The following is a 15,657-nucleotide window of genomic DNA, read 5'->3' on the forward strand; positions in this document are numbered from 1 at the left end:
TTTCCGGACTAATTCCGTATAACATATTTATGAAATGGCAACGTTTTATTAACTAATCCAGTTCAGTTAAACAAATTCCGTTCCAAAACAAAAATTTAGACATTTTTTCCAATCAAGGAAAAATCCAAATGGCGCTTTATTAAATCTGTACTTTTAACCATTACAATAACTTCATCTCCCAATTGATAGGTTTTCTTGGTTTTTTCACCAACTATGGCATACTCCTTTTCATCAAAGGTATAATAATCATCCTTTATATCACTAATCCTTACCATTCCTTCGCACTTATTCTCAATGATCTCAACATAAAGTCCCCATTCCGTAACCCCTGAAATTACACCTGCAAATTCTTGATCCTGATGATCTTCCATAAATTTTATCTGCATATATTTTATGGAATCGCGTTCAGCATTTGACGCCAAACTTTCCATATCGGAAGAATGCTTACATTTTATTTCATAGGGTTCCGCCTTCGGGGTCTCCCCCCCATCCAAATAATGCTGTAATAACCGGTGTACCATTACATCCGGATATCTTCTAATAGGCGAGGTAAAATGCGTATAGTAATCAAAGGCTAAACCATAATGGCCAATATTCTCTACCGTATAAATTGCCTTGCTCATACTTCGTATGGCCAAAGTATCCACTAAGTTTTGTTCCTTCTTCCCTTTTACATCTTCCAATAGTTGGTTCAAGGAATTACTAATGGACTTCTTATCCTTAAAATCAAGCTTATGCCCAAAACGCGATATTATACCATTTAAAGCCATTAATTTATCCTCGTTGGGTTCATCATGTACCCTATAAACAAAGGTTTTAACCGGCTTTTGCTTTCCAATAAACTGTGCTACCCTTCTATTGGTCAATAACATAAACTCTTCTATAAGTTTATTGGCATCCTTAGACTCCTTAAAATAAACCCCTTGAGGCTCCATTTTTTCATTGAGATTAAAACGTACTTCAATTTTATCGAAAGAAATTGCGCCTTGTTCCATACGTTTATCCCTCATTATCTTGGCCAGCCGGTCCATGGTCAAGGTGGCTTCAACCACCTCATCACTAACGTTATAAGCATCTTCCCTTATGGATATTTCCGAAGGAATTGATCCCTGCCCACTCTCTATAATATGTTGTGCCTCTTCATATGCAAATCGTTCATCGGAATTAATTACGGTTCTACCGAACCATTCATTCTTTATAACGGTGTTTTCATCCAATTCAAAAATGGCCGAAAACGTATATTTTTCTTCATTTGGACGGAGGGAACAGGCATTATTGGATAATACTTCTGGTAACATAGGTACAACCCTGTCTACCAAATACACTGAAGTTGCCCTGTTATAGGCTTCTTCATCCAAGATAGTATCAGGTTGTAAATAATGGGAAACATCTGCAATATGGATTCCAATTTCATAATTCCCATTTTCCAATATTTTAAAGGAAAGTGCATCATCAAAATCTTTGGCATCCTTGGGATCAATTGTAAAAGTCAATGTTTCCCTTAGATCCCTTCTTTTAGCTATTTCCTCTTCCTTTATACTGGTATCCAATGTATTGGCAAACATATCCACCTCCACTGGAAATTCATACGGCAAACCATATTGGGCCAAAATTGAATGTATTTCTGTATTATGTTCTCCTGGTTTCCCCAATACCTGGGTAATGGTTCCAAAAGGAGAATCCGCATTATCCGGCCATTCATTTATTTCTACAATTACTTTATCACCGTCCTCTGCGTTGGAAAACTTACTTTTTGGTACAAAAATATCTGTATACATTCTATAATCCGTAGGACGCACAAAAGCAAAATCCTTTTGCATATCTACGATACCTACAAAAGAAGTCTTATCCCTGGAAACGATTTTTGTAATTTCCCCTTCCAATTTTTTTCCTTTTCTTCTGGGAAAAATATATACTTCTACAACATCTCTGTGAAAAGCTTTTTTTAATTTATTGAACGGAACAAAAACATCATCATCCAAACCTTCAACTACAATGTAGGCATTTCCTCTTCCCGTAATATCAACAGTTCCGGTATGGTAAGTCTTAGTGGAAGCTATAGCTTTGTATGAACCTCTTCCTTCTTCCAATATTCTTTTCTTTTCCTTTAATTCTACCAATCTTTTAATTAGGGTGTTTCTATCGTTGGTATCTACAACTCCTATTTTAGCAGCAATTTGTTTATAATTAAAAGATTTTTCCGGCTCCTTTTCAAGAACCGTAAAAATACCTCTGGTTATTTCGTTTTTTCTTTGATTTTTGTTTCTCTTGTTATTCTTTGACATTAACACTTTTATTTTTGGAAAATTACGAATTATAATCCATTGTCCTTAGATTCCAATTTTAAGTTTCCCTTTTCTTGAATAAATATTGTTATCAACATTTATATTATATATATGTTTTCTTTTTTCTAAAATTTAAAATAAAATGGTGATTATGATGGCTTGTTTATAGTGGATATAAAAATTTACCTTTAAACTTGCTTTAAACCATTAAATAAGTTTATTGACAATTTATACAGTGAATAAAGATTATAAATCAAGCTTTTAAATGGGTTATTAATATTTGTTGACAACCTATATGAACATGAAATTATTGAAAAGTTAATGTTACGGGAGTGTTAATTACTTCTTTTAATTATTTAATATCTTTCTATAAGAATCTAAGAAGTAAATTATTCTTTTACGATAAGATTTTGTAAAGCAAAATTAAGACGGATAATAAAAATTTAATATTTACTTTTTATAAGTAGTTTGTTAACAATGAGGTATTATGAGTAAACGACTAAATAACAATGCTTTTGGTTTTTTTAAAAATTTATGTTGTTAACAACCTAGTTTCTGTGGTGAAACCATAGGTATTTGTACATTTGTGTGAATAGAACTACTTATTTTTATAATTTTTATTCATCAATAACCATCCTTGAACAATGAAAATAGCTATTGGTAACGATCATGCAGGTACAGAATATAAACTTGCCATAATCGGATTGTTGAAATCTATGGGTATAGAAGTCATAAATCATGGTACCGATGGATCTGACAGCGTTGATTATGCGGATTTTGTACATCCTGTAGCCATTGAAGTGGAAAAAGGAAATGCAGATTTTGGGATTATTATTTGTGGCAGTGGTAATGGAGTTTCAATGACGGCCAACAAATATCAAAAAATAAGAGCCGCCTTATGTTGGACAACCGAAATAGTTAAATTGGCCAAGGAGCACAATGATGCCAATATATTAAGTTTGCCTGCCAGATTTATTTCTTTGCCACAGGCGCTGGAAATGGTGAAAACATTTCTGAATACTTCCTTTGAAGGTGGTCGTCATGAAAGAAGAATAGAGAAAATTCCCTGTAAGTAATATTATTTCTTCTATATGAATAGTCATAGTGGGTATATTATATGACACTATTGTTTAATGGATTTTTTATCTAATGAGGTATCTGTATTTTGTAATCCATATTATTTTTTAAACTTGACTATTACTTATATAATTGTGGAGATGTGAAGTATGAGAATTGAAATAAAAAGATTTCAGGAATTGGATGCACAGGAGTTATATGATGTATTGCAATTGCGTAGCGAAGTATTTGTTTTGGAACAGGATTGTGTGTACCAGGATATGGATTATAAAGATCAGCTTGCCCTTCATATAATGGGTTATAAGAATAGTAAAATAGTGGCCTATACCAGAGTTTTTAAACAAGGGGACTATTTTAAGGAAGCAAGTATTGGTAGGGTAGTGGTACGAAAATCTCAACGACAGTATGGATATGGATTGGAAATAATGAAGGCTTCCATTGAAGCAATTCATAAAAATTTTGGTACTACCTTAATACATATTTCAGCCCAGAAATATTTGACCAAGTTCTACACTTCCCTTGGATTTAAGGTTGTTGGTGAGGAGTATTTGGAGGATGGTATTCCCCATGTTGGCATGATCAGGGAATAGCTCAGTTGAATTTTATTAGTTCAACTCAATTTTGAGAAGTCAGTAAGATGCACTTAAAATTGCAAGTTGAACTAATCCCGCCTTTTTCGGCGGGATCTAGGTTCAATACCTCGACCCTTGGGTCGATTCCTTTTATTGGGTTCAGGGCCTGCCTTTGTCGGCAGACAGGCTTGCCCTGAGGTTTAATACCTTTTATCCCATAAAAAAAGAGCTGTAAAATACAGCTCCCAATGTATGTGATATTAGTATTCCAATTTATATTTTAATAGGTGTTTTATCACTTAAATTTATATCCTCCAACATATTGTCGGTAAATTTATAATGTCCTTTAGTGGTGATAATTTTAAAACGATTGGAATTCATTCGGCTTAGGGTATCCAAAAACAACCATTTGGATTTTAATAACAATGGCCTGTCGGACTTTAAACTAATCTCGAAATAGTATTTTTTACCATTTTTTAAAGCCACAATATCAGGGGTAATTTTGGTGTCGCTACCTTTTTTTAAATAGGACTTAGGACAGTCATAACCTTCAATATCCGCCTTGATTTTTTCAAAACCGTGCGCTTCCAAGTGGGAAATGGACTTCTTTATGAACTCCTCATTTGCTGATTTTTCAGTTTTTATCATAATCGTAATTTACGAAAAAAATCGATTAAAAGCAAATAAATACGCTGATTAACAGATATTTAAATAGATTTTAACAAATTAATGTGCTTTGTGGAAATGATATAAAATGGAATGGAGAATTGTAATTGGTCGTGGTGGATTAAGTTGGATGGGAAAATTTAAAGTAGTTTTCGTTTTAGAAGGTGCTGGTGTGGAAAGTCTTTTATTAGTGAAACTCAATTTTGGGAAGTCAGTAAGACGCGCTTAAAATTGCAAGTTGAACTAATTCCGCCTTTTTCGGCAGATAGGCCTGCCCTGAGGTGTAATACCTTTTATTAAATCATAAGGCCAAGTATATGTCCGGGACCCTCTTACAGAGTATTTCTTTGGGGGAGTGCAATACAAAAAAAGGAAATTATAAAATTAAATTTGGCAACTGCGCTACTGATGTATTCCTTAAATTTTTATAATTTTCCAAGTTTCAAATAAAATTTTGTATTAACAATCATAGATGTTTTATATGAATTGCTATCGAAAAGGAATAGTTTTTATATTTATTGCAACTGTCTTTCTATTCATTTCCTGCGAACAAAGGGTGGATAAGGATAAGCTTACCATCACTGCAGTGATGGATGATATAAAACAGGAATTTGCCCCGGACAAAAGGGTCGCCCTGTTTAACATAGAATACAGTAGGAAAGGAAATGAAACCATTCTTAAGGGAGAGTCCAACCTACCTGAGGCGGTTGCCAGCTTTAAGCAAAAACTGGCAGGGAAAAATATATATTATTTAGATAGTATTCAATTATTGCCATCCTCCAATTTAAATGGTTTTACCCAAGGTCTTATTACTATATCCGTGGCTAATTTACGTGGTAGGCCCGCCCATTCGGCGGAATTGGTTACACAGGCTACTTTGGGAACCCCTGTCAAGATTTTAAAGGTAGAAGATAGTTGGTATTTGATTCAGACTCCTGATAAGTATTTGTCCTGGGTAGATAGTGGGGGAATAATGCCATTATCAACGGAAAAATATACGGATTGGAAATCAACGCCAAAAGTTATATATACGAATACTATTGGTCATTCCTATACAGCGCCTAGTAAGGATACCCAAGTCATATCCGATATGGTTGCCGGAGGTGTATTGGAGCGTATAGGAGAGGAAAAGGATTTTTATTATGTGCTTTATCCGGATGGAAGAAAGGCTTATGTTCCCAAAACCGAGGCCATGGATTATGACCGTTGGCTGGCAGCATTGGATCCCAATCAGGAATCCTTGGTGAGTACTTCCAAAACCTTAATGGGCGTCCCTTATTTGTGGGGGGGCACCTCTACTAAAGGAGTGGATTGTAGTGGATTTACCAAAACCATTTATTTTTTAAACGGAATTGTTCTACCAAGGGATGCTTCCCAGCAAATACATACAGGAAAGGAGATAGATGCGGTTAGGGATTTTGGGAAGTTGGAGCCAGGAGATTTATTGTTTTTTGGAAAACCGGCAACAGATACCACCAAGGAACGTGTAATCCATGTTGGGATGTGGATAGGTAACAATGAATTTATCCATTCTGCAGGAAGGGTGCATATAAGTAGTATGGACAAAGAAGCTCCAAATTTTGATGCGTATAACTTCAATAGATATTTACGATCCAATCGCTATCTTAAGGAATCTAAGGACGGATTGATAGAACTGGCAAAAACCCCTGTTTTTAAGGACTAATGTGGACTTATTTTAGGTCCACGGCCATTAAAAAGTCATCTGCGGTCATATAGAGTCTTTTCTGATCTGTATCAAAAGCACAGTTGGCCGTAGCCTGTCCAGTATGTATTCTTGCCAAAACTTTCCCATTAGCATTAAAGATCCAAACACCACCGGGTCCAGTGGCAAATAAGATTCCACTATTGTTTATTTTTAATCCGTCGGGCAGCCCTTGTTGACCTTCTTTTCCAATTAGATGAGTTACCTCATAAAAAAGCTTTTTACCGCTTACTTTTCCAGGTTTTGGAAGGTTATATTGGTACCACGCGGCATGTTCCGGATCCGAATTGGCAACGTAAAGGACATTTCCATCCGGTGATATTCCAATTCCGTTGGGACGGGATATAGAGTCGAGCAATATTAATTCCCCGCTAGCCATAAGGCAATAAATCCCTTGAAAATCCAATTCTTTGGCTTCATCATCCATTCTTTTCGGAAGTCCATAGGCAGGATCGGTAAAATAGAGGTTGCCATTTTTGTCGAATATGCCATCATTAGGGCTGTTCAATTTCTTTCCCATATAGGAATCAACAAGGGTAGTAAAGTCAGATAAAGGAGAACTTAGCGGTCCATTCATTTTGGCTATTTGGCGATTCCCGTGTTGTAAAAGAACCAATTCACCCTCTTTACTAAGCAATAGACCATTGGAACCCGGTTCTTCACCAGTAAAATCGGTTCCTGAAAATCCTGAGGGATGCAAGTAGGTGATTGTATCGTTGTTTTTTGGATCCAACTTATAGATTTTGTTATTTGGGATATCTGAGAATAATAAATAATTGCCTTCTTTTATCCATAAAGGTCCCTCGGTCCAGGCAAAGCCACTGGCGAGAATTTCAATTTTAGATTTCGGATCAATAATTTGAAGAGCTTCATCATCCAGTATTTCAATGGAAAATTCAGAAGTATTAGTTGCTATGGGTATTGTATTTTTACCGGTCTCTTTACAGGAGGTCCCAAAAAGTAGAATGGCAGCTGTAATTGTATATATCAAGTTTTTCATTTTAGTGCATTATTTTAACAATTATAGTAATGACGGTCATAGCTGTGCCCCCAAGTACGAATGTGCCGGCCGATTGAATTTGATAACCTTGCTTAACGTTCATTCCTGTGAGCTGGGTAAGAACCCAAAAAAAACTGTCGTTTACATGTGAAACTACTGAGGCTCCTGCACCTATAGATAAAACGGTCATAGTAGCCATGAAGGGGTCGTTAAGGCCCAAAGCTGGCATTAACGGGGCTATGATGGATGCGGTGGTTACCAAGGCCACAGTTGAGGATCCCTGGGTGGTCTTAAGACAGGCTGCCAATAGAAAGGGCAGGAACAAACCTAATTCCATTCCCGTAAATTCTGAGGTGATGGTATCGGCAATGCCCGAGTTTTGCAACATTTTTCCAAAAATACCGCCAGCCCCGGTAATGAAAATAATAGGGGCGGCCTCCCTTAAGGATTCTCCAAACCAACCCGTGGAGGAGAAAATCTTTTCGTCTAACTTTTTCGGTAAAACCAGGGACAATAAGACCCCTACCAAAAGGGCAATTACAGGAGTTCCCAAAAATGATATAATTGTTTTAAATATAGATGGTTGAAAAGTGAATTCTGGATAATCCATGACCGACTTAAGGATAATGAGTACAATAGGGATTACTATGGCCAATAAAGACTTCCATAGGGCCGGTTGTTCCTGCTTGGTAGTCACAGGCTCGAGGACTATAGGAACATGGATTCGGGATGCGAATTTGGTTGCAAAGAAATAACAGGCTATTAATGAAATACTACTGATAATCAAGCCCCAAATCATAACACTTCCCAAATCTGCCCCCAAAATACCGGCAGCGGCAATAGGTCCAGGGGTAGGTGGCACCATGGTATGTGAAGCTGTTAATCCCAATGCCAGGGCTGCAGTGGTACCAGCAAAGGAAACACCTGCCTTGGAGGAAAGCACCTTGTTTAATGGATTCATTATTAAAAGTGCACTATCGGCAAATACTGGAATTGAAAGTATATACCCTGTAAGGAGCATGGCCAGGTGGATGGATTTTGCACCTATTAGTTGTAAAATTTTGGTGGCGATGACAAAAGCGCCACCAGATTTTTCCAAAACCTTGCCTATGGTAACCCCAAATAAGATTATGAGCCCTATTTTACCCATAATATCCCCAAAACCATTATTTATGGAACTGATGATGGCTTCTATATCCATACCCGTCATAAAGCCGTAGGCGATGGCAGAGAAAAGGAGCACAAAAAAGGGATGCACTTTAAATTTGATGATGCCTATGATCAATAAGGCAAGGGACAGTACTAAGGCGATAAGGTAAGTCATGGTTGTTTGGTTGGTTATTGGTGTTATTAAATTGTTATACTTACCATTCGGTAAAGTTTCCATCGGGTCCGCGCCATATAGGGTTGGACCAATTGTGGCCAATTTTTTGAGCTTCCCTTAATTTTTCTTCGTTCATTTCAACTCCCAATCCAGGCTTTTCAAATAGATCAATATATCCATCTTTGATATCAAAAATTTCTGGATTCAGAACATAGTCCAATAAATCAAATCCTTGGTTATAATGGATTCCTATGCTGTTTTCCTGTATAAAGGCATTGGCGGAGACAAAGTCGACATGTAAAGCAGAAGCCAGGGAAATGGGTCCCAACGGACAGTGGGGGGCCAATGCTACATCATAGGCTTCGGCCAAAGTTGCTATTCTCCTAACCTCGGAAATACCCCCGGCGTGACTAAGATCTGGTTGTATAATATCTACCACGCCTTCTTCCAGAATTTTTTTAAAATCCCAGCGCGAAAACATCCGCTCCCCAGTAGCAATAGGGATGCTGGTATAAGTATAGATATGTCTTAAGGCATCATTGTTTTCACTAAGTACCGGTTCTTCAATAAACATGGGTTCATAAGGGGCAAGCTCATCTATGAGCCTTTTTACCATGCCTTTATGTACCCGGCCATGAAAATCCAGACCTATGTCCAAATCGTTTCCAAATTCCTCTCTTAATAATCGTATGTTATTGGATACCTGTTTTACATCCTTTAAGGTTGAAATCCAGTCCATGCCGCCAGTAGCGTTCATTTTAACCGCTTGGAAACCTTCCTTTACCTTTTCGTGCGCCTGTTCCAATAATACCTCTGGATGGTCTCCACCGATCCAGCAGTACATTTTCATTTTATGGCGTACGGCCCCTCCCAATAAATCGTAGACAGGAACACCAAGAGATTTTCCCTTTATATCCCAAAGTGCCTGATCTATACCTGAAATGGCACTCATAAGTATGGGACCACCACGGTAAAACCCTCCACGATAGAGTATTTGCCATATGTCTTCAATATTTGAGGCCGACTTCCCAATGAGGTATTGCTGGAGTTCCATTACGCAGGCGGCAACCGTATCTGCTTTCCCTTCCACAACGGGTTCGCCCCAACCAATAACTCCTTCTTTGGTGGTCACTTTAACAAAAAGCCATCTTGGCGGGACTTTAAAAAGTTCAATCTTTTCAATAATAAGCTGTTCCTTCATAATGTATTTATAAATCCTACGGGCTCTTGTTGGGTATATTGGAAATAGTTTGTATTATTTATTGGTTGGTCTTTATGTAGATCAAAGCCTTTTCCCTGGCCTTGTATTCTATAATCCAATTCGGAATTAAATATAACTAATTGTTATGAATTTTTAGAATTTCTCATTTTTTTAAGATATTTAATTAAAGTATAACAGTTTTTCCAGTTCTTATCGATTCGTCGGCTGCCAATACGATTTTTAGGCTATTGATAGCATCCAATAAATGGGATGAAAGATCGTGGTCGTTAACAATGGCATTCAATAAATACTTCTGTTCCAATAAACAAAGTCCGTCATGATCCGGCTCTCCTTCGGTTTTTATAAAGATGTCTTTCTTTGCAAAATCACCATCTTTGTTTAATTCGCTGTAATGAAGCTGTAGACTTCCTGTTTTAGTATGCCCCTCTATATCCTGTGAACTATCTTTGGGTTTGTCCGAAATGGAAACAGCTCCTTTTGGGCCAATCACATCCTTGATAAAAACAGCCGTTTCGCTCATCATAGGCCCCCATCCGGCCTCGTACCATCCTACCGAACCATCTTTAAAACGCACCTGCAATTGACCATAGTTGTACATTTTAGCATCAATTTCATTGCTCAAATTAACGCCAATGGCACTAACACTAATGGGTTTGGATTGGGTCATTAAACACATAATATCTACATAGTGAACACCACAATCCACTATGGGCGACATGGAATTCATCAACTGTTTATGGGTATACCACATATTACCAGAACTTTGTTGGTTTAAGTTCATTCGCATTACCAAGGGTTTCCCAAGGGTACGGGCAACCTCAACAAACTTGGTCCATGATGGATGTACCCTAAGTATATAGCCCACTACCATTTTCCTGTTTTTTGCTTTTGCCAAAGCCACTAATTCTTTTGCCTCCTCTACCGTGAGGGCCAGTGGTTTTTCAACAAAAACATGGGCACCTGCATTTAGACTTTTCCTAACATAGTCGGCATGGGTATCCGGATAGGTATTAATAGACACCACATCTGGTTTGGAGTTGGTCAAGGCTGTATCAAAACTGGCATAGGTTGGCAAGCCTCCCAATTCCTGGGATAACTTTTCCCTGCTTTGAGGTTTGCGGCTTACCAGTCCCACAATTTCAAATTCAGGAAGATGGTGATAGGCCCTAGCATGGGAAATTCCCATATTTCCACACCCAACAACAAGGGTTTTTAACTTGTTCATATTTTTTGTTTATACAATTTAGTAATCGTTTATTCCAAAGCAAAAGCCATAATTTGGTTTCCTTTTTCGGTTCCTAATTTATCTCCACCACAGGCTATGGCAATATATTGCTTGCCATTTACTTCATACATGGCAGGGGTTGCAAATGCTGGTGCGGGGAGTTTGTATTCCCACAGTAACTTACCGTTCTTTTTATTGAAAGCTCTAAAATACCCATCTTTTGTGGCCCCTATAAACAATAATCCGTTTTTGGTGACAACGGGGCCTCCGTAATTCTCGCAGCCTGTCTGTGGAAAGCCCTTCTCTTTGAGAGTCATGGTTTCCCCAAACGGAACAGACCAAAGGTAATCACCACTATTTAGGTTAATGGCATGCAATGTGCCCCATGGCGGGGAAATGGCCGGTAGTCCATTGCTGTCCAAGAATTTTTTGTAGCCGGTATGCTTATAGGTGGTTTCTATAGGTTTAGTTTCGTTCTCGGCAATAGTTTGTTCAATCTCTTCTCCATACAGGAATTGAAGCAAAGCGTCCATTTCCGCTTTTTCAAGTTGGGGAAAACCTGTCATCATGCCCTTTCCTTTTTTTATGGTCCGGGCAACAGTTTCTTTGCCATGGGTCGATTTTAGGTTTACAAGGGATGGATAGCCACTTGCCACGAGACCTTTTCGGTCTTTTTGATGGCATACAACGCAATATTTGTTATAGGTACGTTTTCCCAATGGCAGGCTTGTATCCAAGCTGTCTTTTTTCATTTGAAGAAACCAGGCCATTTCATTGGAGTTTATGTAAATAATACCTTCATCTGGATCGGCTGCTGCACCACCCCATTCCGCAGCGCCGTCATATCCTGGTAAAAGGAGAACCGGATCCACACTTGGAGGCGCATAAATTCTTTTATCCGCATCATTGAACTGGGCCAATAATTCCTCCCTGTTTTCGGCATAGGGACTAAGGTCTTTATCGGTTAAAAGATTGGATTGCCTGGCAAAAGGCCTTGGTTTTATTGGAAATGGTTGGGTTGCCCATGTTTTTTCACCCTTTAAATTGGATTTAGGTACTGGTAATTCCTCTATATCAAATAAAGGTTCTCCCGTGGCCCTGTTAAAAAGAAAGACATATCCCTGTTTGGTTACTTGTGCCACGGCAGGAATTTTCTCCCCTGCCCTTGTAATAGTTAAAAGGTTAGGGGGTGCTGGTGGATCCCTATCCCATAAGTCGTGATGCGTAAATTGATAATGCCAAAGGAGTTTTCCCGTTTGTGCATCCAAAGCCAATAAAGTATTGGCATATAGGTTACTACCCCTTCTTTGGCCACCATAAAAATCGGGAGCTGCAGACCCTGTTGGCACGTATAGGATTCCAGTTTCTTCATCCAAAGACATACCGGCCCAGTTGTTGGCAGCACCAACAGTTTCGCTTTTATAACTATCCGGATCTTCCCATGTTTCATTACCGGGCTCTCCTGGATAGGGTATGGTATGGAATGCCCATTCCAGCTTCCCCGTAATTACATTAAAAGCCATGATATCGCCTGGTGCCGCACCCTTACCTTCGGAAAGACGAATAGGCATTACAATTAAATCCGTGTAAATGGTTCCTGGAGTGTTGGAGACGACAAATTTATTTTTGGCGCTTGTTGGCAATCCAGAGTGGAGATCAATTTTTCCATTTTCACCGAAGGAGGAAATAGGTTTTCCTGTACTGGCATCTAAGGCAAAAAGATGGGCACCTTGGGTAAACAGAATACGTTTATCCTTGTCCCTTGACCAATATGCTACACCTCTACTGGTAGAATTCTCCAGATTTAGTGAATCGCCAAATCGCCAAATTTCCCTTCCTGTACGGGCGTCGAGTGCCACGGCCCTTAAAGCCGCCGTAACTCCGTATAAGATTGTGTCCACCACAATGGGGTTCATTTGCATTTGGCCGCTGTCAGGGGCAGAGTAGGACCAGGCTACCTTAAGCTGTGTTACATTGTCCAAGGTAATTTGTGATAGAGTGGAGTAATGGTTGCGATCGGGTCCGCCCAAATAAGAGTTCCAAGTGGTGTATTTATTGAAGTCTGTTTTGGGGGAATTATCACGGTTACAACCATATAAACAAATGGCCGCAATGGTTATTATTGATAAATGCTTTCTGGTTTTAAGCGACATTGGTGGTAGTTTTATCGCTTAAATTAATTAATTTTTAAAGAACTTTGGTGTTATTTTGCTGAGTACTAAAATCTTGTATTCCCGGACATGGATATGATCCTTCTATTCCTCAACAATTCAAGTTCAACAAAAGTTAAGTGGTTTGCTAAAATAATATTTATTTATACGATAACTTTTTCAAGGATTTATTAGTGAAACTCAATTTTGAGAAGTCAGAAAGACGCACTTAAAATTGCAAGTTGAACTAATCCCGCCTTTTTCGGCGGGATCTAGGTTCAATACCTCTACCCCAGGGTCGATACCTATTATTGGGTTCAGGGCCTGCCTTTGTCGGCAGACAGGCTAGCCCTGAGGTTTAATACCTTTTATTTATACGATAATTTTTTCAAGGATTTATTGAGCACAGGAACAATGAGTTCTCCCAATTCCTTATATCCTTCCTTGTTATAATGTACGTCATTATCCCCCAAACCATTTTTGTGGTGGATGGCAATGGATTTTTTGTAGATATCATTGATAATAACCCCGTTTTTTTTCATTACCGATTTTGCAACTGCGTTGTATTTGGCTACATCTTCAGAAAATCTTCCTGCCTCGTTAACAGGAACATAGGTGGTAGTTACAAAGATTAACTTTGCTGAGGTATGTGCCTTAAGGAAACTAACCAACTCTTCCAGATTGTGTTTATAGGTTTGAAGGTCATGGGTTATGGTTCCTTTAATTTTATCCCTATTTCCATATACCTTGGAATCTGGATGTCTGTAACAAAGGTCCCATAGGCCCCAATTAAATTGGATAATATCCCAATCTTCCTGACCTACCCATTCCCCAATTTTCTCCAATCCCGTTCCGGTATGTTGTGCATTTCCTGGATTGTGCACTACTATTGCCTTAGAGGCCAGGGCTTCTTTTACCTTTGAAAAATATCCTATGGAAATTGAGTCGCCTATTATCAAAATTTTGGGCTTTTTAGGTTTGTATCCCAGGCAGAGAAAAACACATATGGTTAATAAGTAGTAAAATTTGTTTATCATGGGTTTGAGGGTTTCAAAAGCGAAAAGTAATAAAATTAATTAGAAAGGTAATGGAATTATAGTGTCGAAATCTTTGTTTAGAAAATATCCCATGACAGGCCCGTTTACTTACAAAGACATACGTTGGGGCATCCAAATTTCTCTTAGTGGGCAAAAAATGGAATGGCCTTAAATAGAGTTTGTACAATGCGCCATCGTTCATAATATTTTATGAATGTATATAGAAAATCACTACATTGTTATTCCAAAATAATCAACCACTTACAAAATGACAATCGAATCTACCAACCTTTCCAAGAGGTTGTTTTCCTTGGATGTATTTCGGGGATTGACCATGTTTTTATTAATTGCGGAAGCTGCCGGGTTTCATGGTAGTTTCGGAGACTATACAGAAAACAACGCCTTTTTTCATCCTTTGGCGGAACAATTGCACCATCACCCTTGGAACGGGTTGCGGTTTTGGGATCTTATCCAGCCTTTTTTTATGTTTATTGTGGGGGTGGCAATGCCATTTTCATTGAGAAAACGTTTGGCTACCGGAGACAAAAAGGCCGCTACCAGGCATATTTTAAGAAGGTGTTTTTTACTCTTTAGTTTTGGGGTATTGCTGCACTGCGTATATAGCCATGCACTGGTTTGGGAACTCTGGAACGTTTTGGTTCAATTGGCCTTTACAATACTTATTGCTTACGCCGTAATGAACTTTCCCCATCGTACCCAAATTATAATTTGTCTTGGAATATTAATACTGACCGAAATCCTTTACCGGGTTTATAATCCACAGGATCCGTATAATCAAGGACAAAGTTTTGGATCTTGGATAGATATGTTGGTAATGGGTAAAATTAATGGTGGGGGATGGGTTTTCATCAACTTTTTACCTACTGCCGTACACACGGTAATGGGTGTAATGTGTGGTCAAATATTACTTTCCAACAAATCCGCTAAGGAGAAGTTAAACCCCTTATTAATGTGGGGAGCGGCCCTACTTTTGTTGGGCTACGGGATGGATCTGCTGGGTATAACACCTATAATTAAAAGAATAGCGACAACCTCTTTTACTTTGGCTTCAGGGGGGTGGGCCTTGTTGGTCTTAGCTTTGTTTTATTGGTGGATAGACATTAAGGACCACAAGAACAAATGGTTGAAGGTCTTTTCTGTCGTGGGGACCAATTCCATTTTTATTTATTTGTTTGCGGAAACAGTAGGATCCCAATGGTTCAGAGGTTTTGGTCTTATTTTTACCGAAGGAATCTTGGCTCCCTTAGGCGTACAGGAAGGATTAATATTGGTAATAAACTCCTTGTTTGTGCTCTTTATGTTTTGGTATATTACCTACTTTTTGGATCAGAAGAAGGTTTACTTTAAGATTTAGA

General features: G+C 38.4%; 12 protein-coding genes. 4 read left to right on the forward strand and 8 right to left on the reverse strand.

Annotated features, from left to right (window positions below):
* Positions 1-95: 95 nt before the first annotated feature.
* Entirely contained in the window at positions 96-2,285 is a 2,190-nt protein-coding gene (rnr, locus tag QSE00_RS00585) for a ribonuclease R (RefSeq protein ID WP_286104489.1), read from the reverse strand.
* A gap of 644 nt (positions 2,286-2,929) precedes the next feature.
* Here rnr and rpiB point away from each other — a divergent pair.
* Both rpiB and QSE00_RS00595 read left to right on the forward strand, forming a co-directional pair.
* On the forward strand, positions 2,930-3,361 hold the full coding sequence (gene rpiB / locus QSE00_RS00590) for a ribose 5-phosphate isomerase B (RefSeq protein WP_031446098.1): 432 nt from the start codon (positions 2,930-2,932) through the stop codon (positions 3,359-3,361).
* 150 nt (positions 3,362-3,511) lie between these two features.
* Entirely contained in the window at positions 3,512-3,952 is a 441-nt protein-coding gene (locus QSE00_RS00595) for a GNAT family N-acetyltransferase (protein WP_286104490.1), read from the forward strand.
* Positions 3,953-4,207: 255 nt separating this feature from the next.
* On the opposite strand, the gene QSE00_RS00600 is transcribed toward QSE00_RS00595, so the two are convergent.
* Entirely contained in the window at positions 4,208-4,582 is a 375-nt protein-coding gene (locus QSE00_RS00600) for a hypothetical protein (RefSeq protein WP_110356272.1), read from the reverse strand.
* A 499-nt stretch (positions 4,583-5,081) separates the two neighbouring features.
* Between QSE00_RS00600 and QSE00_RS00605 the strand changes: the two genes are divergently transcribed.
* Complete coding sequence (locus tag QSE00_RS00605; protein ID WP_286104491.1) at positions 5,082-6,284, forward strand: C40 family peptidase; 1,203 nt, start codon at positions 5,082-5,084, stop codon at positions 6,282-6,284.
* A 7-nt stretch (positions 6,285-6,291) separates the two neighbouring features.
* On the opposite strand, the gene QSE00_RS00610 is transcribed toward QSE00_RS00605, so the two are convergent.
* From QSE00_RS00610 to QSE00_RS00635, 6 genes are all read right to left on the reverse strand, one after another.
* Positions 6,292-7,323 carry an SMP-30/gluconolactonase/LRE family protein gene (locus QSE00_RS00610; RefSeq protein ID WP_286104492.1) on the reverse strand — a complete coding sequence of 344 codons (1,032 nt, stop codon included), beginning with the start codon at positions 7,321-7,323 and terminating at the stop codon, positions 6,292-6,294.
* 1 nt (position 7,324) lies between these two features.
* Positions 7,325-8,647, reverse strand: coding sequence for a GntP family permease (locus QSE00_RS00615; protein ID WP_286104493.1), 1,323 nt, complete (start codon positions 8,645-8,647; stop codon positions 7,325-7,327).
* A 40-nt stretch (positions 8,648-8,687) separates the two neighbouring features.
* Positions 8,688-9,848: a galactonate dehydratase gene (gene dgoD, locus QSE00_RS00620; RefSeq protein WP_110356275.1), complete on the reverse strand. Its 1,161-nt coding sequence runs from the start codon at positions 9,846-9,848 to the stop codon at positions 8,688-8,690.
* 184 nt (positions 9,849-10,032) lie between these two features.
* Positions 10,033-11,094 carry a Gfo/Idh/MocA family protein gene (locus QSE00_RS00625; protein ID WP_286104494.1) on the reverse strand — a complete coding sequence of 354 codons (1,062 nt, stop codon included), beginning with the start codon at positions 11,092-11,094 and terminating at the stop codon, positions 10,033-10,035.
* A 29-nt stretch (positions 11,095-11,123) separates the two neighbouring features.
* On the reverse strand, positions 11,124-13,247 hold the full coding sequence (locus tag QSE00_RS00630; RefSeq protein WP_286104495.1) for an outer membrane protein assembly factor BamB family protein: 2,124 nt from the start codon (positions 13,245-13,247) through the stop codon (positions 11,124-11,126).
* Positions 13,248-13,612: 365 nt separating this feature from the next.
* The gene (locus QSE00_RS00635; protein ID WP_286104497.1) at positions 13,613-14,281 is read right to left on the reverse strand and encodes an SGNH/GDSL hydrolase family protein; all 669 of its coding nucleotides are present in this window, start codon (positions 14,279-14,281) and stop codon (positions 13,613-13,615) included.
* A gap of 268 nt (positions 14,282-14,549) precedes the next feature.
* Between QSE00_RS00635 and QSE00_RS00640 the strand changes: the two genes are divergently transcribed.
* Complete coding sequence (locus QSE00_RS00640; RefSeq protein ID WP_286104498.1) at positions 14,550-15,656, forward strand: acyltransferase family protein; 1,107 nt, start codon at positions 14,550-14,552, stop codon at positions 15,654-15,656.
* Position 15,657 lies beyond the last annotated feature (1 nt).

This window comes from Arenibacter flavimaris, from assembly GCF_030291335.1.
GTDB lineage: Bacteria > Bacteroidota > Bacteroidia > Flavobacteriales > Flavobacteriaceae > Arenibacter.